The sequence below is a fragment of the Myxococcus virescens genome (assembly GCF_900101905.1).
Classification (GTDB): domain Bacteria; phylum Myxococcota; class Myxococcia; order Myxococcales; family Myxococcaceae; genus Myxococcus; species Myxococcus virescens.
In genome coordinates, this window is record NZ_FNAJ01000007.1 from 161,694 (window position 1) to 185,765 (window position 24,072).

17 protein-coding genes are annotated in these 24,072 nt (G+C 69.0%); 11 read left to right on the forward strand and 6 right to left on the reverse strand.

Translation table 11 applies throughout. The features are described from left to right. Window positions 1-49: 49 nt before the first annotated feature. Window positions 50-2,149: a methyl-accepting chemotaxis protein gene (locus BLU09_RS21425; protein WP_373283986.1), complete on the reverse strand. Its 2,100-nt coding sequence runs from the start codon at window positions 2,147-2,149 to the stop codon at window positions 50-52. A 348-nt stretch (window positions 2,150-2,497) separates the two neighbouring features. Here BLU09_RS21425 and BLU09_RS21430 point away from each other — a divergent pair, with 348 nt between their 5' ends. Then, on the forward strand, window positions 2,498-3,364 hold the full coding sequence (locus tag BLU09_RS21430) for a 2-oxo acid dehydrogenase subunit E2 (protein WP_011553487.1): 867 nt from the start codon (window positions 2,498-2,500) through the stop codon (window positions 3,362-3,364). Window positions 3,365-3,386: 22 nt separating this feature from the next. On the opposite strand, the gene BLU09_RS21435 is transcribed toward BLU09_RS21430, so the two are convergent. Genes BLU09_RS21435 through BLU09_RS21445 form a run of 3 tightly spaced genes read right to left on the reverse strand, consistent with a single transcriptional unit; the run spans window position 3,387 to window position 6,324 of the window. Beyond that, window positions 3,387-4,436 (reverse strand): formylglycine-generating enzyme family protein, encoded by a 1,050-nt coding sequence (locus BLU09_RS21435; RefSeq protein WP_090491386.1) that lies wholly within the window; start codon window positions 4,434-4,436, stop codon window positions 3,387-3,389. Next, window positions 4,427-5,728 (reverse strand): radical SAM protein, encoded by a 1,302-nt coding sequence (locus tag BLU09_RS21440; RefSeq protein ID WP_090491387.1) that lies wholly within the window; start codon window positions 5,726-5,728, stop codon window positions 4,427-4,429. Before BLU09_RS21440 ends, BLU09_RS21435 begins: the two co-directional genes overlap by 10 nt. Then, entirely contained in the window at window positions 5,725-6,324 is a 600-nt protein-coding gene (locus BLU09_RS21445) for a hypothetical protein (protein WP_244171921.1), read from the reverse strand. Before BLU09_RS21445 ends, BLU09_RS21440 begins: the two co-directional genes overlap by 4 nt. Between BLU09_RS21445 and BLU09_RS38830 the strand changes: the two genes are divergently transcribed. The 8 genes from BLU09_RS38830 (at window position 6,323) to BLU09_RS21485 (ending at window position 19,905) form a co-directional block, all read left to right on the forward strand. Continuing rightward, window positions 6,323-6,556 carry a hypothetical protein gene (locus BLU09_RS38830; RefSeq protein WP_090491388.1) on the forward strand — a complete coding sequence of 78 codons (234 nt, stop codon included), beginning with the start codon at window positions 6,323-6,325 and terminating at the stop codon, window positions 6,554-6,556. The two genes, BLU09_RS21445 and BLU09_RS38830, sit on opposite strands and share 2 nt — an antisense overlap. Before the next feature lie 29 nt (window positions 6,557-6,585). After that, window positions 6,586-7,077 carry a GFA family protein gene (locus BLU09_RS21455; RefSeq protein WP_186817658.1) on the forward strand — a complete coding sequence of 164 codons (492 nt, stop codon included), beginning with the start codon at window positions 6,586-6,588 and terminating at the stop codon, window positions 7,075-7,077. 113 nt (window positions 7,078-7,190) lie between these two features. After that, window positions 7,191-8,306: a Gfo/Idh/MocA family protein gene (locus BLU09_RS21460; protein WP_186817657.1), complete on the forward strand. Its 1,116-nt coding sequence runs from the start codon at window positions 7,191-7,193 to the stop codon at window positions 8,304-8,306. Window positions 8,307-8,440: 134 nt separating this feature from the next. Further along, on the forward strand, window positions 8,441-9,946 hold the full coding sequence (locus BLU09_RS21465) for an SDR family oxidoreductase (RefSeq protein ID WP_090491391.1): 1,506 nt from the start codon (window positions 8,441-8,443) through the stop codon (window positions 9,944-9,946). Between the two features lie 23 nt (window positions 9,947-9,969). Next, a complete protein-coding gene (locus BLU09_RS21470; protein WP_090491392.1) occupies window positions 9,970-16,620 on the forward strand; it encodes a type I polyketide synthase in 6,651 nt (2,216 codons plus the stop codon). Window positions 16,621-16,644: 24 nt separating this feature from the next. Then, entirely contained in the window at window positions 16,645-17,751 is a 1,107-nt protein-coding gene (locus tag BLU09_RS21475; RefSeq protein ID WP_090491393.1) for a fatty acid desaturase family protein, read from the forward strand. A 27-nt stretch (window positions 17,752-17,778) separates the two neighbouring features. Then, window positions 17,779-18,627 carry a class I SAM-dependent methyltransferase gene (locus BLU09_RS21480; protein ID WP_244171923.1) on the forward strand — a complete coding sequence of 283 codons (849 nt, stop codon included), beginning with the start codon at window positions 17,779-17,781 and terminating at the stop codon, window positions 18,625-18,627. Between the two features lie 117 nt (window positions 18,628-18,744). Further along, on the forward strand, window positions 18,745-19,905 hold the full coding sequence (locus BLU09_RS21485) for an alkaline phosphatase PhoX (protein WP_090491395.1): 1,161 nt from the start codon (window positions 18,745-18,747) through the stop codon (window positions 19,903-19,905). Window positions 19,906-20,041: 136 nt separating this feature from the next. Here the strand turns inward: BLU09_RS21485 and hutH are convergent, their stop codons facing one another. After that, window positions 20,042-21,568 (reverse strand): histidine ammonia-lyase, encoded by a 1,527-nt coding sequence (hutH, locus tag BLU09_RS21490; RefSeq protein WP_090491396.1) that lies wholly within the window; start codon window positions 21,566-21,568, stop codon window positions 20,042-20,044. A 135-nt stretch (window positions 21,569-21,703) separates the two neighbouring features. Here hutH and BLU09_RS21495 point away from each other — a divergent pair, with 135 nt between their 5' ends. Then, complete coding sequence (locus BLU09_RS21495) at window positions 21,704-22,981, forward strand: aspartate kinase (protein ID WP_090491397.1); 1,278 nt, start codon at window positions 21,704-21,706, stop codon at window positions 22,979-22,981. 4 nt (window positions 22,982-22,985) lie between these two features. Next, window positions 22,986-23,402 (forward strand): ComEA family DNA-binding protein, encoded by a 417-nt coding sequence (locus BLU09_RS21500; RefSeq protein ID WP_090491398.1) that lies wholly within the window; start codon window positions 22,986-22,988, stop codon window positions 23,400-23,402. 104 nt (window positions 23,403-23,506) lie between these two features. On the opposite strand, the gene BLU09_RS21510 is transcribed toward BLU09_RS21500, so the two are convergent. Beyond that, window positions 23,507-23,836 carry a hypothetical protein gene (locus BLU09_RS21510; protein WP_244171924.1) on the reverse strand — a complete coding sequence of 110 codons (330 nt, stop codon included), beginning with the start codon at window positions 23,834-23,836 and terminating at the stop codon, window positions 23,507-23,509. Window positions 23,837-24,072: the final 236 nt, after the last annotated feature.

Here is a 24,072-nt window from a genome sequence, read left to right on the forward strand (position 1 = left end):
CGAGCCGTGGCCGTGAGGGCCGCCGGGCTCGGAGGTGAAGGCCGCGGAATCAGCGCGCCTGCGCCTGCGCCGCGGGCACGGACAGGCCTTCCGCCTTGAGCGTCTGGCTGGCCATGCCGGACATGCTCTCCGCGAGCGACTGCACGGAGCGGGTGGCTTCCTGCGTCTCCTGCACCGTCTTCAGCGTGCGCTGCATCTGCCCGGACAGCTCCTGGATGGCCTGGGCCATCTGGTGGGTGCCCGCATCCTGCGCGCTGACGGCGGCGGTGATCTGCCGCACGCTGGAGCTGGTGTCGCCGATGATGTCGGCCAGCTGCTGGAACTGCGCGCTGGAGGTCCGCACGGCGTCGAGGCTCATCCGCACGCGCTCGTCGCCCTTCTCACTGGAGCGGGCCGCCTCACGCATGCTGTTGCTGACGCCGTCGAGCACCTCGCGGATGCGGTGCGTGGCCTGGATGGACTGATCCGCCAGGCCGCGCATCTCCCGGGCCACCACGCCGAAGCCACGGCCGCTCTCCCCACTGCGCGCCGCCTCGATGGCGGCGTTGATGGCCAGCATGTTGGACTGGTCCGCCAGGTCCTTCACGGAGTCCACGATGCCGGAGACCTCGCGGGTGCGCTCGTCGAGCGCGAAGATGCGCCGGGCCATGTCGGAGACCTCGGTGCGGATGGCCGCCAGGTCCGACAGCGTGCGCTCCAATGCGGCCGTTCCCTCGCGGCCCACCTGTTCGGCGCTCTCCGCGGAAGCCGCGAGCGCGCTGGCCTTCTCCGCCGTCATCTGCGAGCTGCGGCGGATCTCCTTCACCGTCTGCTCCGCCTCCTGGAGCGCCACGGCCTGACGGCTGACGCCCTCGGTCTGCTCATCGCTGGACGAGCGGAGCTGCTGCACCACCGTGGCGAGCTCGCCGGCGCCGTTGCCCATGCGCTCGGCCAGGTTGCGCACTTCCTGCGCGCGCGCCTCCAACTGGTGGGTGTGCGCTTCGAGCGTGCGCACCACCATGATGGAGCGGCGGGTGACGATGCCCAGCAGCGACAGCGTCAGCGCGACGTAGCCCCAGTGCGTGACGTTGCCCAGCGACCAGCCCACCAGGCCGATGACGGGGAGGATGGTGAGGACGATGGAGAGGACGAGCCCCGCGAAGCCTCCGACGAAGAGGCGCGCGTCCGGGTTGCCCAACCACGCCTGGGTGATGGCCACCGAGAGCACCACCAGCAGCACCACCATCGCCACGGGGAGGAAGGGCACGAGGATGCGCTGCCCGATGCCCAGGTCCAGGAGCGTCGCCAGGGCGCACACGCCCGCCACGGGCGAGAACACCATGGCCGCCTTCTGGAACCAGCCGCGCCGGTTGTCGAGCAGCGCGTCCGAGACGAACTCCATCAGACCGGCGACGAGCAGGAAGATGCCCACCGTGGTGCCCAGCGTGGCGGCGGCGGACGAGCCCCACAGCGCCGTGGGCATGCCGCTCAGGCCCAGGAGGATCAGGCCGCCGCTGGCCGCGGAGACCGCCAGGCCCGCCAGCATCCGGCGCCGCCAGTGGAGCGCGAAGGCGCCACCCGCGCCGAGCGCCACCGCCAGCAGCAGGCAGCAGATGACGAAGGGCGCCTGGCCCTGGCGCGTCACGTAGACCAGCAGGTCATACTTCGAGCCCACCTGCGCGGCCTGGGACACGCCGATGTTGGGATTGCTGGACTGGATGCGCAGCAGCACGCGCTTGCCCTGCGCGTCGCGCGGCAGGGGCACGATGTGCCAGGACAGGTTCTCGCCAACCTCGTAGCTGTCCGGCCGGATCTTGCCGCTCGTGTAGATGCGCTGGCCGTCCGCGTACACCTCGAGCGCGTGGGTGATTTCGCCCAGGTACAGCGCGGGGTCCGTCCAGCCGCCGTCGGGGATGGGGATGCTGAGCCACATGAACTTGTGGTCGCCGCGGCCCTCCGGCGCCGTGAGCGCGGGCGTGGTCCGCCACTCCTTCGAATCCCCCGTTTCCTTCGCCCACAGGGGCGTGCCATCCGAGCCCACGGGGGAGTCACCCCATCGGAAGCGCCACCCGTCGAGCACGTTGACAGGAGGTCCCGCCTCGGCCGCGTGGGCCGAGGACGTGAGGGCAAACATCAGCAAGAGGGCGGAACAAAAGCGGAAGCCAGCCATGGAGTGCGTATGGTCTTCCGCCCGGGCACCGAATGTAAATGGGTCTTCCCGACCTCTCCCGAGAATCGATTGGCGTTGCTTGGAATTGACGTCCACGGAGAGCGTGGCAGGCAATGAATGCCGCGAATTTTATACTTCCGGTGAATTCCTCGCTCCGGCAGCCCGTGGGGAGAGCGGCCCACCGGCAGGGTTGTTCCTGAAAAGCCGGATGAGCCTCCGCGTCCGGACCCCGTTCCGATCGGGTTTGAACGGCGACCCGGTGCGTCATGTTGAGTCCGCGGCGGGCGGAGGCGTCAGCCGGGGGACCCGCCCTTCCCTTGGGGTGGGCCAAGCGGCGACACTGGGGCCATGGCGCATCTGGAGTTGATCCCCAAGCGGGACCTGTCGAGCTTTCGCAAGCTTGCGATTGGAAGTTGGAAGACGGCGTACGACCCCACCGTCTACGGAACGCTGACCGTCCGCATGGACAAGGCGATGGCCTACATCGAGGCCTTCCGTCAGCGCACGGGTGTGCGGCTCACGGTGACGCACCTGGTGGCCAAGGCCATGGGCGAGGCGCTGCGGCGTTGCCCGGACGCGAACGCCATCCTCCGCTTCAACCGCATCTACCTGCGCCAGCGCGTGACGCTGTCCACGCTCGTCGTCCAGACGGACGGCGGAAAGGTGGACCTCACGTCGGCTCGCATCGAGGACGCGGACAAGAAGAACCTGAAGGAGATCGCCAACGACCTGGAGGAGGCGGTGCGCCGCGTCCGCGAGCGTCGGGACGTGGCCCTGGAGAAGGGCAAGGGCACCATCCAGAAGATTCCCTACCTGTTCCTCAACACCTTCACGTGGCTGCTGTCCTTCTTCATGTACACGCTGAACCTGGACATGAGCCGGTTCGGCATGCCGAAGGACGCCTTCGGGTCCGCCATCATCACCAACGTGGGCTCGCTGGGGCTGGACACGGCCTATGTCCCGCTGGCGCCGTACACGCGCGTGCCCATCTTCGTCGCGCCCGGCGCGGTGAAGGAGGTGCCCGTGGTGGAGGACGGCAAGGTGGTGCCGGGCAAGGTGATGAACATCAACGCGACGTTCGACCACCGCTTCATCGACGGGTTCCACGCGGGCGTGCTCGCCAACACGCTCCGGGAGATGTTGGAGAACCCGTTCGAGAGCTTCGACGCGCTTCCGGAGACCGCCGACGCGGCGCCGGTCGCCGCCGTGGGGTAGGGCGGCTCACAAGCCGCTGGCCTCACCTCCGCGAGGGAACCCGGACCAGGCGGAAGCCGATGTTGGGCGTCGCCCCGGTGTCGCTCGCGGAGCGGAAGCTGACCCGCAGCGCGTCCGCGCAGTCCGCCCACGAGCCGCCTCGCAGGACGTGGACGCGCTCGGGGATGTCCTCGCCCAGCACGCAGACAGGGGACGTCTTCGGCGAGCGCCGGTAGTAGTCGGCGTCGTAGTGGTCCTGGCACCACTGGCTCACGCCGCCCGCCATGCCGAAGAGGCCGTAGTCGTTGGGCGGGAAGGCGCGCATGGGGCGGAGCGAGAAGTCATTGAAGCGGTCGAAGTCCGCGCGACTCGCATCGGGAGGTTCGTTCCCCCATGGGTAAGCCGCGCCCCGGAAGCAGCCCCGCGCCGCGCGCTCCCATTCGGCTTCGGTGGGCAGGCGATAGGTGACGGAAGGCGTGCTCAAGCGCCGCGCGAACCGTTCCGCGAGTGATGGGGAGACCGCGACCATCGGCTTCCGGTCAAAGCGCAGCGGGCCCTCGCCCGCGCGCGTTGGCGTGCCGAACAATTCCTGTGAGGTCTTGATGACGCCGTCGCCGGTTTCCCATCGCGTGTGGCTGGCGTGGGCGTGCCAGTCACTGGCCTGCAGGGTGTCGTTCTCGCAGTACTGCAGACGAATCTTCGAGTCGTTGAAGTACGCGAAGCTGTCGGCGAATCCGTCGAGTTGTTCGTCCGGGGGGAACTCGGGCGGTTCGGGCCAATCCAGGAGGCGAGCGAAGGCGCTCCAGGACAGCGGCGTGTCGCTCATCCAGAACGCGGACAACGTCACCGCGTGGGCGGGGCGCTCGTCGGGTTCTCCGTCGTCGTTGCCCATGATGAACGTGCCCGCGGGGACATAGCGGAACACGAAGCCGTTCTCGATGACGGTGAGCTGCTCCAACACGTCCTGGAGCAGCGGCAGGACGTCCTCGCGTGCCTGCCAGGCCACCGCGTCCAGCGTCGCGGCGGCGCCTTCCAGGTCTCCACTGGCGCGCTGGACCCGGGCTTTCCCCAGCGCGGCTTGGATTACCGACATGCGCCCCCCTGGCCCCGCTCCGCGCCGAGCACGGGCAGTGGATGTGACTCCGTGGCAGCTCCCAGGGACTGGGCCTGCCAGGGGTCCTCCGCGAACGCGGAGCCTTTGTAGAACTGCGCACGCGCGCGGCAGCCCCCGGTGAAGCGGTCTCCCGTCTGCTTCGCGCGGAGGCGCTGGAAGGCCTGGCCGTTACGCCAGATGTCCTCGAAGGGCCGCGTTCGGATGTTGCCGGACTCGAAGGCCCGCCCCAGGAAGCTGCACGGATTCACGTTGCCCTGGACGGAGACGGAGGCCACCGTGTTCGCGGCCCCGCAGCCCGGGCCCTCCGTCACGACGCCGCGCAGCTCCTCGCGCGCCGAAGGACTGAAGGGGTCCAACGCGAAGAGGTCCGAATTGGCTTCGACGCGCTCCAGCCGCGCGAGTGCGTCCACGTAGCCGTCGAACGTGGGCATCAGCTCTGGGTGCCGGGTGGCGGTGCCGACGGGGTACAGCGGGCGGAAGACGGCGGTATGCGCGCCCACCCGCCGGGCCAGTTCGACGCAGGCCTCGACTTCCGCCACGTTGTCGCGCGTCAGCGTGAAGGCGAGGGTGAAGCGCGCATGCTGGCCGAGCAGCGCGAGCTTCTCCATCACCCGGTCGAAGACACCAGCGCCCCGCACGGCATCGTTCGTCCCCGCCTGGGCGCCTTCCAGCGACACGTTCAGCCACACCAGCTCGCGCTTGCCGAGCTCACGCGCCCACCGTTCGTCGATGAGCAGCGCGTTGGTGGTGATGCAGGGATGGAGGCCGTGGCCCGTCGCCGCGTCGAGGATGTCCAGCAGGTCCTTGCGCATCAGCGGCTCGCCGCCGGTGAGTCCCAGCCGGAAGCTGCCCAGTCCGGCGAGCTGCGCGAAGAGCGCGTCCATCTCCTTCACGGAGAGCGGGGACTGATTGCGCGGCAGCTCCCCCGCGAAGCAGTGCGTGCACGTGAGGTTGCACGCGCCAATGACCTCCAGGTGGACGGCGAGCGGGCCCAGCAGGTGGTCGGGTGGGGGCGCCCGGTCGATGCGAGCCGCCGCGAGCCGGCCGTCCATCCGGAGGTAGCCCTTCATCGACAGGTGCTGGATGAGCCCGATGACGGCGTCCCGGTCGTCAGCCTCCGCATCACCGATGACGTCGTCCGCGGTGTGCTCGGTGAGCCGGGTGAGCACGGCCGCCGCGGGGGCGTCGAACGGCATGTAGCGAGAGGAGCGCCGGTCGAAGAGGAGGGCGCCGAAGTGCTGCGGGATGAGCACCAGGGAAGGGCGGCTCATTTGAAGCCCTCGTCGTCCACGTGGAAGGACCACCGCACCCAGGCCTTCGTGGCGCTCGAGGCCAGGCCCAGGCCCGTGGCGTCGTCCTTGATCATCTGCCACCGCCAGCGCTCGTTCGTCTTCGGTTCGGGAACGGGCCGTTGCACCAACGGCGCGAAGCCCGCGTCGGCGAAGTCCGGTAGGCGCCAGCCTTCGGGAGGTGGCCGTGTCGTGGCCTTCCATCGGCCATCCGGAGCGGATGCCAGTTTCGGGTGGACCGCGCTGGCGATCTCCGGATCCAGCCGGGCCTGCATCAGGACGAAGCCCTTGTCTCCGGGACGGTTCACTTCAAATGACAGGACGTGGGCACCCGGGGTGACGAGCACCCGTTGCTCCACGAGGGGAGTCCCATCGAGGAACAGGCCGCCGTCCGGGACGCCATTCACGTAGGAGAACAGCGACAGGCCGATGGATGCACCGGGCCTTCGCCAGCGAAGCACCACACCGCCACAGCCCGCGGGCACCTCGCAATGGCTGTGGACCTCCAGCGCGAGCTGGCTCGACGTCTTGCGGTAGCGCGCCAACGCATTGAGGCGGAAGTCGTCCGAGTCCGACATGCCGGCGTTCTACCGCGCGCCGCGCAGCTCCGCGAAGCGCGCCAGAGCCGAGCATTCACGGCATTCCTGGAAGGTGTCGGGTCAAATGTCGGACATCAGCGGAAAATTGCGCCACGTGCTGCTGGGATGCTCCGGTGACTTCGGCCATGCCGAGCGCTTCGTCGTGGGCGGCGGGTGGAACGGCAAGGACGGCATGCCGGCCCGCGGCGCGCTGAATAGCTTGGAGCCGTAGCGCGTGCTCATTCTCTCCGAGGACCCGTGATGAAGCTCGAAGGCTCCTGCCACTGTCGCGGCGTGCGGTTCAGCGTGGAGACGCATCACCCGTCTCCCTTCATGCGGTGCTACTGCTCCGTGTGCCGCAAGACACAAGGGGGCGGAGGCTTCGCCATCAACCTGTCGGGGGACGCGCGCTCGCTCAAGGTGCGCGGCCAGCAGCACGTCAAGGTGTACCGGGCGCGCATCCAGAATCCGGAGGACGCGAAGGCGCACCAGAGCAAGGGGCAGCGCCACTTCTGTGGCCGCTGCGGCTCCGCGCTGTGGCTGTATGACCCGACGTGGCCGGAGCTCATCCATCCGTTCGCGTCGGCCATCGACACGCCGCTTCCCCAGGCGCCCGAGCTGGTCCACATCATGCTCGAGTTCAAGCCGGACTGGGTGCCCGTCCATGCGGGCAAGAAGGACAAGAAGTTCCAGCGCTACCCGAAGGAGTCCATCGCGGAGTGGCATCAGCGCCACGACGCGGAAGTGGACTGAAGCGGCTCGGGGGGCCGCCTGCTGTCCGGACGGGCGGCACGACGTTGCCCGGAGCGTGGGTTGTGGCGGGTGCCTTGGGGGGCCAGCGTGTCTCTCATACGCGGAGGCAATCGATGGCACAGGGCAGCTCGCGGCGAATCCGGTATGCGGTGGTGGGCGCGGGGAATATCGCGCAGGTGGCTGTACTTCCGGCCTTCCAGCACGCCCGTGAGAACTCGGAGTTGGTGGCGCTCATTTCCTCCGACGCGGAGAAGCGCGACGTGCTGGGGAAGATGTACGGCGTGCGCCACACCGCGAGCTACGACGACCTTGAACAGGTGCTGCGCGACGCGGACGTGGACGCGGTGTACATCGCGCTGCCCAACACCCAGCATCGCGCCTTCACCGAGCGGGCCGCTCGCGCGGGCGTGCACGTCCTCTGCGAGAAGCCCATGGCGACCTCGGTGGAGGACTGTGAGGCGATGATTCGCGTCACGGACGAGCATCATGTCAAGCTGATGATCGCCTACCGGCTCCACTTCGAGGAGGCGAACCTGCGGGCCATCGACCTGCTGCGCTCGGGGCGCCTGGGTGAGCCGCTGATGATGTCGGCCCTGCTGACGCAGCAGGTGCGGACCGGGGACATCCGGACGCGCGTGGACGTGGGCGGAGGCGCGCTGCTCGACGAAGGGCCGTACCCCATCAACGCCGCGCGCTACCTCTTCCGTGACGAGCCCACCGAGGTGTTCTGCTACACCAACGAGGAGCAGGACCCTCGCTTCAAGGGCGTGGATGCCACGGCCTTCGCGTTGATGCGCTTCTCGAATGGGCGCATCGCGCAGTTCGGCGTCAGCCACGCCGCGTCGGCGGTCTCCAGCTACCGGGTGGTGGGGGAGAAGGGCGATCTGCTCGTCGAGTCCGCGTTCGGCTACGAGAAGGAGCGCAAGCATGTCCTCACGCTGGAGGGCAAGACGGAGGAGCGCGTCTTCGCGACGAACGACCAGTTCGCGCCGGAGTTGCTCTACTTCTCGAAGTGCGTGCTGGAGGACCAGGAGCCCGAGCCGTCCGGCCGGGAAGGGCTCGCGGACGTGCGCGTCATCATCGCGATGAAGGAGTCCGCGAGGACGGGGCGCCCGGTGAAGCTGGATGCATTCCCGATGAAGCGGCGGCCATCCTTGGACCAGCTCATCGTCCGCCCCGCGGCCAGGCCGCCAGCGCCGGTGAACGCGCCCGCGCCAGCGCAAGGATGAACTTGCGTCCACTGGAAATATTTCCCGTGTGCGAGCTTCTTCGTGCGCTGAATGTGTGGCGACATCCGCCTCCGCAAGTCGTGTCAGACCCTTGATGCATTCATTGCCGCGAACCGGGAAACCAGGGGTCGGCAATGACATCACACGCAGCTCATCAGGGCACCTACGCGGTCGAGCATGTTCTCCAGCGGATTCGCCGTTGTGCCGCTGACGTCACGCGGTATCCCATGGACATCTTGACGGCGGACGCGCAGCTCGAGGACGAGCTCGGCATTGACTCCGTCAAGCTGGCGGAGATCGCGGCCGTGGTCGGGCGCGAGTTCAACATCCCGTCCGAGCGACTGCCACGGGGCGCTCAGGCGCGCACGTTGAGCGCGATGGCGGACGTGGTGGCGCGGCTGCTCGCGGACACGCAGCCCGCCGCCGTCGCGACGCCTCCACCGGCGCCTGTCGTGGCTCCCGTGCCCCCGGTGTCGTCAGCGGGCTCACCGGTGGAGGACCTGGAGGCGCGGGTCCGTGCCGTCTTCGCTCGGGTGACGCGCTATCCGGAAGCGCTCTTGACGCCGGAGGCGGACCTGGAGGACGAGCTGGGCATCGACTCGGTCAAGCAGGCCGAGGTGATGGCCGTGCTCGTCAAGGAGCTGGGCCTGACCGATGCTCCGCAGCCTTCGCAGCGGCTGCGGACGATTTCCACTATCTGTGAGATGGCGCGCGCCCGGCTGGCGGTCGCGGCGCCCGTGCGCGAGGACCGAGCGCCGCGTCAGTCGCCGCCGCCAGCCGTGCTGCCCTTCGCGGGGAAGGTCGCGTTCGTTACGGGCGCTGGGAAGGGGATTGGCAAGGTCATCGCGGCTCGCCTGGCCAGCGCGGGGGCGACGGTGGTGGTGAACTCGTTCCACTCCCGTGACGAAGGAGAGCGGACGGTTCAGGAGATTGTTGACGCAGGAGGGAAGGCGTTCCACGCCTGGGGCTCGGTCGCGCAGGAAGAGCACCTGGACCGGATGTTCGCCAGCATCGAGGCGCAGTTCGGTGGGTTGGACTTCCTGGTGTGCAACGCGTCCAACGGCCTCATCGGACCGTTCGACCGGATTACTCCGCGCGACTGGGACAAGGCGTTCCGCACCTGCATCACGGGGACCTATGAGTGCGCCCTGCGCGCGCGGCCCCTGATGGCCCGGCGTGGCGGCGGCAGCATCGTGACGATGTCCACCTCCATGTCCCAGCGGTACATGCACGACCTGGGCTGCCAGGGCGTGGTGAAGGCCGGGGTGGAGTCCTTGACGCGCTACCTGGCCGCGGAGCTGGCACCGGATGGCATCCGGACCAACTGCGTGTCCGCGGGACCGGTGCATGGCGAGCTGCTGCGCATGTTCCCCGACGCCGCGAGCCGGGTCGCGCGCTGGGAGTCGGCGACGCCGGGCGGGGAGATCTGCACCGCGGAGGATGTCGCCGACGTCACCGAGCTCCTCCTGGGGCCCAAGACGCGCCGGGTGAACGGCGCCATCTGGGTGGTGGATGGGGGGCTCTCCGGCACGGTGGACGGGCTGCTGCCGGGCGCGTCGGAGGCACGGCGTCCCGGGGGGCCGCGCGGGTCGCACAGCCGTGAGCACGACGTGCGAGCGCTCCTCGCGCTCGATTCCTGAACCTCGTACCGGAGCCAATCGTCATGGGTTACTTCGCGGTCCCGTACGACATTCATTTCGATGACACGATGGCCTACGGGAGCCATCACTTCCTCACGAACTTCAAGTTCCAGTGTGCTGGGCGGGAGCACCTGCTCTTCAGCCCGGACGTGTTCGACGTGCCGGAGTTCCGGCGCGACTTCGACCAGGTGCTGCTGCTCACCTACGAGGGCTACTCGCGCAACCTGGCACCGGCCAACCTGGGAGATCGGTTGGTGGTGCTGACGACGCTGGAGGAGCGGGGAGCGGTCTCCATCCGCTTCTGCTTCCGGACCCTCAAGAGCGATGGGACGCCCGTGGCGTGCGGCTTCCAGACGGTTCTCTGTGCGGACCGGACATCGGGCGCCCTGTGTTCGTTTCCTGAGTCGTTCCTGCGGTGCTTCGATTCGTTGTCCGGCATCTTCGAGCGCGCCGGGGCACGGAGCTTCCGGGACTGTGTCCAGCAGGGAGGCTCCGCACTCAAGGAGGTGTTTCCGGAGTCCATCCGGGCGTTGGCGAAGTCGCTGCTCGCGGACCCTGCGTCACTGGGGACATCCCGCGTCGTTTCGTTGGAGGGGGCGCCCGCGGCGAGCGCTGCCAAGAGTCCCGACGCGCTGGTGCTGCCGCCGGGCGCGACGGCATTTCTGTTCGCCGGGCAGGGTTCGTTTGAGCCAGGGCTCTATCTCCAATTGAAGGCGCTCGACCCTGACCTCGAGGGCGAGCTTCAGGGGGTCGCCGCCGCATGTCGTGAGGTCGGCGTGGACGCGGAGCCGTTGCTCGCCGCGCGTGACGTCTCGGACGTCCGGCGTGCGCTGGATGAGCTGCCTCAGCTCGACCAACTGGGCATCTACCTGTCCGGAGTCCTGGGCGCCCGGTGGATGCAGCGACAGGGGGCGAGCCCGGACGTGTTCGTGGGGCACAGCTTCGGGGAGATTGCCGCGATGACGGCGGCGGGTGCGCTCGACTTGCGCGCTGGCGCGCAGGTCGTCTGCCACCGCATCCGAGCGCTTCAGGTCCTTCCCGACGACTTCGGAACGCTGGCGGCGGTGGCGCTCGGGGAGTCCGAGGCCGTTCGCGCCATCGCGGAGTGCGGCGCTTCGGGATTGCACATCGCGGGGCGCAACCACGCGCGGCAGACGGTGGTGGCGGGAGCGCGCGAGCAGCTCGCGCGGCTCCGCGCGCTGTTGGAAGGCCGGGGGCAGGGATTCACCTTCGTTTCGAGCCGGTACCCCTTCCACCATCCGGACATGGCCCCGGCCGCGAAGGCCTTCCGCGAGATGCTGGGCCGTGTCCCCATGCAGGCGCCGCGCGGCCGTGTCTATTCGCCCATTGAACGGCGCGCCTATGTGGGCGGGCGGCCAGAATTGGCGGATGCGCTCGCATCGCACCTGGTGCGCTCGTTCGACTTCCTGGGGACGGTGGAGACGCTCACCCGCGCGGGATGCGCGCGCTTCGTCGACTGCGGAACCACGGGCGTCCTGGCGCGCATCGTCCAGAAAATCATCCCGGAGGAGACGGCCGCCGAGGTGAGCGTCATCAGCAAGCTGCTTCCGGCGGAGCGGTCTGCCCCGTCGGCTGGCATCGAGCCGAAGTCCGTGGATGCCGCCGAGGTCGACGAGAGCGGCATTGCCGTGGTGTCGCTGGGCTGCATCCTTCCGGGGGGCGCGAAGGACCCGGAAACGTACTGGCAGAACATCCGGAAGGGCATCAGCGGCATCGTCGACCAGGGCCTGTTGCAGCCCGAGTTGGTGACGGACTTCGCGGGTCCCGCGGGAACTCCAGACCGGACGTACACCCTGCTCACGGGGTATGTGCGGGATGACGACCTGGTTCCGCCGCCGGGCTTCGACCCGACGCGTTTCCAGCAGTACGTCCGCGAGCAGAAGCTGCTGGCCATCGCCCTCTCGCAGGCCATGCAGGGACTGAAGCCGCTGGCATCGAAGTCGCCGGGGCGCATCCAGTGCCTGCTCGGTTCGACGGCGGAAGGGTCGGCCGAGTACGACGCCGCGCTGAGCGTGGAGGCTGGAGAGGCGCTGCTGAGTGCCCGGGGGGAGCGGGTTCATGACATCGCGGCGCTGGCGTGCGCGGCGCGTGAGGCACTTGGGGTGGAGGCCATCTCCCGTGACCTGGCGCCGCATCCCACCCTGCAGGCCGTGGTGACGGACGTGGTGGGGCAGGGTGTCGCCACCACGCTGCTCGACGCTGCTTGTGCGTCGTCGCTCTATGCCATGGCGCTGGGCATGAAGGCGCTGGAGCGAGGGGACTCGGACCTGATTCTTGCTGGCGGCGTGTTCTCGCCGGGGCCGGGCAACAGCTGTCTGTTCTCGCAGTTCAATGGACTGTCCGCCACGGGGAGCCGGCCCTTTGACGTGCGCGCGGACGGCGTCATCTTCGGTGAAGGCGCGGGCGTCGTTGGGCTGATGCGCCTGAAGGACGCCGTCGCGGCGGGGCACCGGGTCCATGCCGTCATTCGAGGCGCGGGGCTCTCCAGTGATGGACGGAGCAGCTCGGCGAACGTGCCCCGGTCGGAGGGGCAGGTGGCGGCGATGGAGGCGTGCTACTCGGGGGCCCAGGTTGACCCGGCGAGCGTGCAGTACATCGAGGCGCACGGAACGGCGACTCCCGCGGGGGACGCCACCGAGCTCCGGTCGATTGCCCGCGTCTTTGGTGGCAAGCGCAGTGGCGTTCAGCTCGCCAGCGTCAAGGCGCTGATTGGTCACGTTGGCTGGGCCGCGGGGGCTGCTTCGGTCATCAAGCTGTGCAAGGCGATGGAGCACCGGATCTTCCCGGTGCAGTCCAACTTCGATGCGCCCGGTGCCGCGCTGCGCGCCATGGGGCCCGGCTTCGACGTGAACACGCGCGAGCAGCCTTGGCCGGAGAATGGCGAATGGCCTCGTCGTGCCGCCACCAATGGCTTTGGCTTTGGCGGAACCAACGCCCACCTGGTGCTGGAGGAGTACCGGGGGCCTTCGTCGGCGCCGAGGTCCCGCGAGGGCATCCCATCGGAGGCCGAACTCGTGGTCGTGGCCGCGGAGGGCTTGTTCCCAGATGGACGCGGGCGGCCCGAAGCGGGTGTCCCTGTCGAGGTAGGAGCGCGCTTCGATCTGCAGGCACTGCGCCTGCCGCCCACGGTGCGCCTGTTGCCCGACATCTCCGAGGACATGGATGCGACGCAGCACCTCGGGCTCGTGGTCGGGAGTGCGCTCGCCCAGAAGCTGGGGGCGTTCGAAACGCTTCGTTCGGGGACGGCCATCGTGCTGGGGCTCGAGGGCAAGACGCGCCGTGGCGTCGAGGCGGTCCAGCGTGTCCTGGCGTTCACGCTGCAACGGCGCTTGAGTGAGAAGGCTCGTCGCGAGCCCGCATCCGCCGCGGTGCTGCCCCTGGCGGAGCGTCTTCACTCGGCGGTGATGGAGAGCCTCCGTCCCTCGGGGCCGTACACGCTCCAGGGGATGATGCCGAACGTCACGCCCGGCCGTGTCGCGGGGGCGCTCGACGTCAAGGGTCCCAATTTCGTGGTGGATGCGGGGGCAGCCTCGTCCTCGGCGGCGCTCCAGGCGGCGCGGGGGCTGCTGGAGAGCGGCTTCGAGCTGGTCCTCGTGGGCAGTACGCACATTGGCAGGCCGGGTGAAGTCAGAGGGGCGCAGCAGCCCGAGGAAGGCGCGGCGCTCTTCGCGGTGACGACGGCGGAGAAGGCCCGAAGGCTCGGCTTGAAGCCCATGTGCCACCTTCAGATTTCCACCCGTGGCGCGAAGGGGACAGGTGCGGGTGTCGACCTGCCACCGCACTCGGCGGCGGAGAGCCTGGCGTTGCTGCGCGCCGTACACGCGGCGGCGGATGGTCGTGCTGGCACGCTGCGGTTCCACCCCGATGCCGCGACAGGTGTCCGGCTCGAAGTGCGGCTCCAGCCGATGGCGGGCGGGCTGCCCGTGGAATCAATGCAGTCCTCGTCGCGAGCCCACGCCCATGCCGCAACGGAGGGCCAGCTTGGCGCGACATCTCGGGCAGCGGAGCAGGGAGGGCGGATTGACGCCTCCACGTCACCTCTTCGGACGCATCCTGATGCCGTGACGGACGGCCGGAGCGAACTGCCGTCCCGACCGTCAGAGGGAGTGCGGCTTGCTCCTTCCCGTTCTGTTGAATTCGCGTCGTCACCCGTCAACGGCGCATCAGGAGCCGAGTTGCAAGCCGCAGCGGGAGGCTTCGACCACGCCGCGCCCATTCAGTATCTGTCGCCCGTGCTGGTGGAGCGGCCAGCTCGGAAGACGCGGCCGTCGTATCTCAGAGGCCGTCGGGTGCTGTTCATCGCGGAGGACGTGGCGCTCGCGCGCGAGCTTGCAGCTCGGGCGGAGGCCCTGTGCGGATCGGAGCACCGGATTCTCTGTCCGGGGACAGGTTCGGATTCGGGACGCCTCCGGTACATCGACCTCACGACAGACACCTCCGCGGAGGCCGGGCTGGCCGCCCTTGGCTTCGAGCCCGAGGTCATCCTCGCGGTCCCCCGCATCGAGGCAGGGGCGCTCGAGGCCTCTGTGGTCGCGGACACGGCCATGAAGCACGGGGCCCTGGAGTTGCTCTTCCTGGCCGCCCGTCGCGCCTATGAGCGCCTGTCTCGTGGCGAGGTGGAACTGGTGAGTCTGTGCATTGGCGCTGTGGGCCCACGGCGGTGCCTGCATCCAATGTCGGGACTGTTCGCGGGGATGCTCAAGTCCATCGGGCGGGAAGTGCCTGCCCGGAACGTTCGTGCCGTCTCCACCACGGCCATGCCGCTCCAGGAGGCGCTCGAGCTGGCCGAGGCTGAGCTGGGCTCGGAGGCGGGCGGGAATCACTCCATCGAGGTTTGCTTCGACGGTCCGGTGCGCTGTGTCCGCGTGTTGCGGGTGACGGACGTCACGGCGGACCCGGCGGCGACGCTCGATTCTCGCTCGGTGGTCCTGCTCACGGGCGGGGGACGGGGCGTCACGGCAGTCCTCGCGGGAGCCCTGCTCAAGCGGTTTGGATGCAAGGTGGTCCTGTTGGGGCGGAGCGATCCGGATGAGGCACCCCTGCGCGTGCTCCAGGCCCGTGAGGAAGACCTTCCGGCGATGGAGCGGGAGTTCTACGCCTCGGAGCTGGCCAGCAATCGGGGCGTGCGCATGCCAGAGCTGCGCAAGCGCTTCGAGCGCTTCCTGGCCGCTCGCGAGCTGAAGGCCACGCTGGAGGGCCTGGGCCGGCTCCCGGGCGAGGTGCTCTACCGGGCCGCGGACGTCACGCGAGCGGCGGACGTGGACCGCGTGGTCCAGGAAATCGTCGACACGCATGGGCGACTGGACCTGGTGGTGCATGGGGCGGGCACGCAGACGTCCAAGAAGTTGAATCGCAGGCAGCTCGGGGAGTTGCGCACGAACCTGGGCACCAAGCTGCTGGGGCTCAGGAACCTGCGGGAAGCCTGCGTGAATCGGCTTGCTCGGCCGGTGCCGTTCCACGTCCTGACCTCCGCGTTCAGCTACATCGGGAATGACGGTCAGGCGGATTACGGCGCGGCGAACGAGGCGCTGGACCGGCTCTGCGCCTGGGTCAGCGACGCGAGCCAGGAGGTCCGCTGGTGCAGCGTGGGCTGGTTGGCCTGGGACGGAATCGGCATGACACGGGGCTCGGAGTACCGCGTGCTCGGTGCCACCCGGCATCTGCGAGGAATCCGAGCAGAGGAAGGCGAAGCGCTCTTTCTCCAACTCGTGGATGGGCGGCCTCGACAGGCCATCAACGTCCAGCTCACGGAGAGTGAGCGTTCCTACTACGCACTGGAGGTCTTGCCCGCGGAGGAGGCGCGTTCTCTGTCGGCGGGGCCCGTGCAGCGCGAGCTGGTCGTGGATGCGGCGAGTGTGCCGTGCCTGGAGGACCACCTCGTGCGTGGCACGCCCACGTTGCCGGGGGCCTGGGCGTTGGACCTGATGCTGCAAGCCGCGGTGGGCAACGGGCGGCCAGAGCTGCGCACCGTCACCATCGAGGACGTCCGGTTCTCACGCTTCATCCGCGTCAAGCAGGGAGGCCGTCAGCACCTGCGCGCCGAATGCACGCCCCTCATCGATGAGCCCGGATGTCATGGCGTGCGGGTCCGGCTGATGGGGGACATCGTCCACGCGTCCGGGGTCGTGCTGGAGAAGGACCTCGTCTATGCGGAGGCGCGGTTCACGCTGACGGCGGAGCCGCCGCGGGGCACGCCGGAGCTGGATGCGGCGGCGCCGTCGGGACAGGCACTGCGGGTCCACGACCCACACTGCGCCGCCGGTGCGCCCATCGAGCTGCGGAAGATGTTCGACTGCCTGGAGGAAATTCGCATCGAGCCGTCGGCCCGGTTCGCGCGATTGGGGCTGCCGACCGAGCCTCGTCAGGCGGGCAGCACCGTGCCCGCGCTCGTCCTGGATGCCGCCTTGCGGCTGAGCGCGATGCATGTGGATGGGGAGTCGAGCGCGGTGTTCGCGCCCATCCAGTTCCAGCGGGCCACGTTCGATCGTGGCCTGGTGGACGCCCGAGGTGGAGCGCCGCTTCACCTCTCGTTGAAGGCACTTCCTCCGCGAGTGGATGGCGACCTGCTGGAGTGCGGCACCGTCGCTGCGCTCGACGAGGCGGGACGGCTTCGGATGTTGCTCGAGGGCGGCCTTGCGCGGCCCATGGCTTGAGACCTCCTTCCTTCGGGTGAACGCATGAATTCTTCCAATCCCCAGGCGGGTCCCATTCCCGCCGATGACCCCCGGTGGCTGCGGTCGGAGCTGCGCCGGGTGATGCCGCCGGAGTCCTTCCAGCCGCAGCCCCTGCGAGGCATCGTCGCGTTCGGGCTGGTCCCGGTGATGGTGGTCTTGATGTGGGCCGCGGGAAGCGGGCGGCTGCCATGGTGGGCGTGCCTGCTCATCTCGTTCGTGCTCGGGCAGATGGTGACGGCCGTGGGGCTGGCGGCGCATGAGGCGCTGCACCACGCGGTGTTTCGCAGCAGGGCGCTGGAGAGTCTCCTGGGCTGGGTGGGCTTCAGCCCGTTCCTGGTGACCCCCGGGAACTGGCGGGCGTGGCACGTCCAGGCACACCACAGCGCGGCGAACGTCCTGGTTCGGGACCCGGACATCCTGCCGCGTCAGAGCGAGTGGCGGACCCAGTGGTTCGCGAAGGTGTTCCACGCGATGTCTCCGGGCTCGGGCTCGTTGCTGAGCTTCGTCAGCTTCAGCTTCTTCTTCACCGCCCAGGGACAGGCCTTCCTCTGGCACCACAGCCGGCTGCCGCAGTTCAAGCATGTGCACATGCATCGAACGCGGGAGCGCGTCCTCACGGTGCTCGTGCTGCTGGGGTGGGTCGCGGTGGGCTGGTGGATGGGGCCAATGGGGGCGCTCTATGCGCTCATCCTTCCGCTCCTCATCGGCAACATCACCTTGATGATCTACATCGCCACCAACCATTGGCTGCTGGCCGCGCACGAGGAGTCGGACAACCCCTTCGTGAACACGGCCAGCGTGGCGACGCATCCGGTGATGGACTGGCTGCACTACAACTTCAGCCACCACCAGGAGCACCACATCTTCCCGGCCATGAGCCCGAAGTTCGCGCCGCTGCTTCGCAAGCACCTGCGCGAGCTCAACCCCGAAGCGTCACAGGTGTACCCGCACCTGCACGCGCTTCGGATGCTTTACCGGCGCCCGGCGCTCTATGCCGAGGACGGGCAGACGCTCATGGCTCCGGATGGGACGCCTTCGATTTCGACGGAAGCGCTGCGCAGCCAGCTCAAGGGAGGTGGGGCAAGTCTCGAACACGGCCTGAACCGGTGAACGGCTGCGCCTATGTTATGGGGCACCATGCCTCCCTCCGACACCGAGTCCTACCTCCTCGACTACCACCGCCGGCTCGCGGGCGTGACCGCGCGGTGGTTCGCGAAGACTCCCGTGGTTCGGGGGGACAGCCGATTCGCCTCCACCTACGAGTTGCTGGCGGCGGAAGTCCCCCAGGACGCGCGGCCGAGGACCGTGCTCGACCTGGCTTGCGGTGATGGCTACCTGCTCGAGTTGCTCGCTCGGCGGGCGCCTCCGCGTCCAAGACTCGTTGGCCTGGACATGAGCGAGGACGAGCTCGCCCTGGCCCAGGCGCGATTGAAGGGGGCCGCCACGCTGATTCAAGGCGTGGCGCAGTCGCTCCCGTTCGAGGACGCCAGCCTCGACGTCGTGCTCAGCCACCTGGCGCTCATGTTGATGGATGACTGCGAGAAGGTCCTCTCCGAGATTCGCCGCGTCCTGACGCCTGCCGGGAAGCTGTCCTGCGTCGTCGGCGGAGGCTTCATGCCTTCCGGGGCGCTCGCGGTGTTCCGCGCCCTGATGAAATCCGCCATCGAGGCGCAGCCTCGCCCTCTGCTGAGCCTGGGCGACACGCGCTTCCGCTCCACCGAGGGGCTGAGGGCACTCTTCGACCTCGCCTTCGAGCATGTCGAGGTCTTCGACCTCGAGGTCCAGGAATGCGGAGAGCCGGAGCAGGTCTGGGCTTCCCTCTCCTCCACCTACGACGCCGACCAGCTCCCGCCCGACGCACGCGAGGACGTCCGGCGCGCGTTCCTCGCGGCCGTGGAGCCCATGAAGGATTCAACTGGAAACATCACGTGTCTCTGGAGCATGCGGCAGGTGACGGCGGGCACGCCGCGACGCCGCGGCGTGTAAGGCCTGGCGTGACCTGCCTGGCGCCTTGTCGCCCAAAGGACAAGGTGACCGACTCGTGATGAGTTGGCGCGCGGGCATGGGCAACCCAATCTCCTGGGCCTTCTGGCGAATGGAGACATGCCCATGCAGCGCAGGAGCTTCCTTCGACTCACGGCGATGAGCAGCGGACTCCTGGCCCTGGGGCCGGGTTTCTGGCGTTCCGTTCATGCCGCTCCCGCCCGGCCGGGGCCTGGCCCCTATGGTGCCATCTCCGGCGCTCCGGATGCTCAGGGGCTAAGGCTGCCCGCGGGCTTCAGCTCACGTATCGTCGCGCGCACCGGACAGCGCGTCCCCGGCACCCGCTACACGTGGCACGCCGCTCCGGACGGCGGCACCTGTTTCCCCACCGACGATGGCGGCTGGGTCTACACCTCCAACTGTGAGTTGCCGCTGATTGGAGGTGCCTCATCGATTCGCTTCGATGGAGGCGGCAACGTGACGAGCGCCTACCGCATCCTCGAGGGCACCCAGCTCAACTGCGCCGGGGGGCCCACGCCCTGGGGTACCTGGTTGTCCTGTGAGGAGTGGGACGGGGGCCATGTCTGGGAATGCAATCCCCAGGACCCCTCACAGGGCCTGCGGCGGAGTGCGCTGGGCACCTTCGCCCACGAGGCCGTCGCCGTGGACCCGGTGGGCATGCGCCTGTACCTGACGGAGGATCGGCCGGAGGGGCGGTTCTACCGCTTCACCCCCGCCCAGTGGCCCTCGCTGTCCTCGGGCACCTTGGAGGCCGCGAAGCTGAACGGCAGTGCGCTGGACGGCACCGCCACCTTCAGCTGGGTGAGGGTCTCCGCCTCGCTTCCCGCGTCGCTGCAGCTCGCCCGTTTCCTGACGACCGCGTTCGATGGCGGCGAGGGCTGCTGGTACGACAGCGGCACCATCTACTTCACGACCAAGGGCGACAATCGCGTCTGGGCCCACACCCCGGCCACCGGCAAGGTGGAGCTCCTCTACGACGACGACCTCTATCCGGAGTCGCCGCTACGCGGCGTGGACAACATCACCGTGTCCCGCTCGGGTGACCTCTACGTGGCTGAGGATGGTGACGACCTCCAGCTGTGCCTCTTCACCCCGGGCCCTGAGCGCTCTGTCGCGCCATTCCTCCAGGTGTTGGGGCACGCGGGGTCCGAACTCACCGGCCCCGCCTTCTGTCCGGATGGCCAGCGGCTGTACTTCAGCTCGCAGCGTGGGACGGATGGCAACGGCGTCACCTTCGAGGTGCGCGGCCCGTTCCGCTGAAGCCAGGATGCGCCCCGCGCGGTGCTGTTCGTCGCGTGGGGGCGTGTCGTGTCGGAGGGCCCGAAGCCATCGAGAGCAAGCGCTCGGCTCCGGGCCCTTCGTCATTGGACGAGACGTCGCTGCCGCTCGTACGGCGTCAGGCCGTGGCGGAGCGCACCGCCGCGAGCAGCTCGCCAGAGTCGACGAGCTGGCTCACCGCCTCGATGTCGCGGTGCAGCTCGCGGTCCTTGTCCATGTGGGGGACCTTCGAGCGCACCAGCTCGTACGCCGCGAGGGCGCCCTTGCCGGGCTTCAGCGGCAGGCGGAAGTCCAGGGCCTGCGCCGCCACCAGGATTTCAATCGCGAGGCACGAACGGGCGAAGTCGCTGACCTGACGGCCCTTGAGCGCCGCCGTCATGCCCATGGACACGTGGTCCTCGCGGCCCGCGGATGACGGAATCGAATCCACGGACGCGGGGTGGCTCAGCACGCGGGACTCGGCCACCAGCGCGGCGCTGGTCACCTGCGCGATCATGAAGCCGGAGTTCAACCCGGAGTTCTTCGCCAGGAAGGCCGGCAGGTTGGACAGCGACGGGTTCACGAGCTGCTCCACGCGCCGCTCGCTGATGGACGACAGCTGCGTCAGCGCCATGGCCACCACGTCCATGGCCAGGGAGATGGGCTGGCCATGGAAGTTGCCGCCCGACACGATGCGCTCCGTGTCCGCGAACACGAGCGGGTTGTCCGTGGCGCTGTTGACCTCCACCTCCAGGATGCGCCGGGAGAACGCGATGCCCTCGCGCGCCGCGCCGTGCACCTGCGGCATGCAGCGCAGGGAGTAGGGGTCCTGCACCTTGCTGCAGTTGACGTGCGACTCCACCAGCTCGCTGCCCACCAGGATGCGCCGCAGGTGCGCCGCGACGTCCTTCTGGCCCGGGTGCGCGCGCACGTCGTGAATCTCAGGAATGAAGGGCTTGTGGCTTCCCAGCAGCCCTTCCAGCGTCATGGCGCCCGCGACGTCGGCGATGTCCGCCAGGGACTCCGCGCGAAGCTGGAGCAGGGTGCCCACCGCGCACATGGCCTGCGTGCCGTTCACCAGGGCGAGGCCCTCCTTGGCCTCCAACACCACCGGTTGCAGGCCGGCGCGCTCCAGCGCCTGCTTCGCGGGCATGCGCTGGCCCTGGTAGAAGGCTTCACCTTCGCCGATGAAGACGAGCGCCAGGTGCGCCAGCGGGGCGAGGTCCCCGGAGGCGCCCACGCTGCCCCGCTCGGGGACCACGGGCACGACGTCCCGGTTCAGCATGTCCAGCGCCAGGGCCAGCGTCTCCATGCGAATGCCGGAGTAGCCCTTGGCGAGCACGTTGCAGCGGAGCAGCAGGAGCGCCCGCGCTTCGGGAAGGGGGAGGGGCGTGCCGACGCCACACGCGTGGGAGAGGATGAGGTTGCGCTGAAGGTCGCGCAGGTCCTTCTTGTCGATGCGGACTTCGGCCAACGTGCCAAAGCCGGTGTTGATACCGTAGGCGGGCGTGTCTCCGGCGGCGACGCGGTCCACCAGGGCGCGCGAGGCCCGCACGCGGGTGGCGGCGTCGGGCGACAGCTCCACGGTGGCCTCGTTGCGAGCCACCTGGAGGATTTCCTCGAGCTTCAGGGTGTCACCGTCGATGAGGATACGGGGGCGCGACATTCGGGACTCCAATGGGTGCGACGAAAGGGCGGGCACCCTAACGTAAACGGGTGCGGAGGTGCTGGCCGGCGCTTTACACCCGCCGGCCGGGCTCGTATAGCTCCCGCCCGTCTGGAGAGGGAGGTTGCAGGCGCCGTGGCACTCATCGTCCAGAAGTATGGCGGTACCTCCGTAGGTGATGTGGCCCGCATCAAGAACGTGGCCCTGCGCTGCCTGGCCGCCCAGGAGGCGGGGCATGACGTGGTCGTCGTCGTGTCCGCCATGTCCGGCGAGACGAACCGGCTGCTGAAACTGGTGGCGCAAATCACCGACCGGCCGGACGAGCGCGAGCAGGACGTGGTCGTCGCCACCGGCGAGCAGGTCTCCATCGGCCTGCTGGCCATGGCCATCCACGCCCAGCAGGGGAAGGCGACCAGCTTCCTCGGCCAACAGGTGCGCATCGTCACCGACAGCACCTTCTCCAAAGCGCGAATCAAGAGCATCGACGCGCAGCCCATCCGCGCCGCGCTGGCTCGGGGCCACATCGTCGTGGTGGCGGGCTTCCAGGGTGTGGACGAGTCCGGCAGCGTCACCACGCTGGGCCGTGGCGGCTCCGACACCACCGCCGTGGCCGTGGCCGCCGCGCTGAACGCGGACGCCTGTGAAATCTACACGGACGTGGACGGCGTCTACACCACCGACCCCAACATGGTTCCGTCCGCGCGCAAGCTGGACCGCATCACCTACGAGGAGATGCTGGAGCTGGCCAGCGTGGGCGCCAAGGTGTTGCAGATCCGCTCGGTCGAGTTCGCCATGAAGTACAAGGTGCCGCTCTGGGTGAAGTCGTCCTTCACCGACGACCCCGGCACCCTCGTGTGCGAGGAGGACAGTTCCATGGAGGATGTGCTGGTCCGCGGCGTCGCGTATGACCGCAACGAGGCGAAGATCACGGTGTGCGGTGTGCCGGACGTCGCGGGCGCCGCGGCGAAGATCTTCGGTCCGCTCGATGAGAAGCACATCGTGGTGGACCTCATCGTGCAGAACCCGTCCAAGGACGGACGCACGGACGTGACCTTCACCGTGGGCAAGGCGGACTTCCTCGCCGCGCAGGAATTGGTGCGGAAGGTCGCCGAGGAGATTGGCGCGTCCGGTATCGAGACGGACGGGGACATCGCGAAGGTGTCCATCGTGGGTGTGGGCATGCGCAATCACTCGGGTGTGGCGGCGCGGATGTTCCGGGCGCTGTCCTCCGAGGGCATCAACATCCAGATGATCTCCACGTCGGAGATCAAGGTGTCCTGCGTGGTCCAGGCCAAGTACACGGAGCTGGCCGTGCGCGCGTTGCACACCGCCTTCGGGTTGGATCAGCCGATGCCGCCGGAAGGCGTCTCCGCCGTCTCCGAGATGGCGGCCCTGATGGGCGAGAAGGTCTGAGCGCGTGGCGAGCCGCACCGCCGCGCTCGCCGCCGTCGCGCTGGGGGTGTTGGGCGTGGGCGTCGTCGCACGCCTGCGCTGGCCGGATACGGCGCCCGCGTTGGACTGCGCCGCTGAGTCAGTGCGAATCCGTCCGGATGGTGTGGCCATCTGTGGAGACGGCGCCGTGCCGACCGGGGCCCAGGCGCTGGCCCTGGGGCGTCCGTTGGATTTGAACTCGGCGACCGAGGAGGAGCTTGCCCTGCTCCCGGGCGTCGGGCGCTCCCTGGCGCGGAGCCTCGTGGAGGCCCGCGAGGAGCAGGGCGGTTTCAAGAGCTGGGATGACGTGGATGCCGTCCGTGGCGTGGGGTCCGCCAAGTTGCAGACCCTCCGGGCGGCCACGGCGCTTGGAGCGCCTCCCGACGCCGGGCCCGTGTGGTAAGCACGTCGAGTGCAGATCTCGTGCCCTCAGTGCTCGATGCAGTACGTCCTCGACTCCCGCTTGCTGCCGCCGGGGGGCGCCTCCGTCCAGTGCACGCGCTGTGGTCACGTGTTCATGGCCACGCCACACGGTGCGCCGCCGCCCTCGCGCTCGACTCCGGCGGTGACGGGCGGGGCAGGGCCCGCGCGCTCGAGCACGAAGTCCACGCAGCTCTTCGCGGGAACTCCCCCTGGCGCCACGGCGGGTTCGTCCGTGACGACGACGACGCAGGTGTTCGGCGCGGGAGCCGTGGAGCGTTTGGCGCAAGCACCTTCGTCGGGGGCGCCGGTGGGGACGACGCAGTCGTACGGTGCGGTGGCGTCGAAGGGGCAGGGCGCCGACAACGCGACGCAGGCGTTCGGGGCGGTGCCTCCCGTGGCACCCGTTGGAACCACCCAGACTTTCGGGGCAGCTCCCGCGGCAAGCAACGCAACGCAGACGTTCGGCGCGGTGCCTCCTGTTGGAACCACGCAGACGTTCGGGGCAGCTCCCGCGGCGAGCAACGCAACGCAGACCTTCGGCGCGGCGCCTCCTGTTGGAACCACGCAGACGTTCGGGGCAGCTCCCGCGGCGAGCAACGCAACGCAGACGTTCGGCGCGGTGCCTCCCGTCGGAACCACGCAGACGTTCG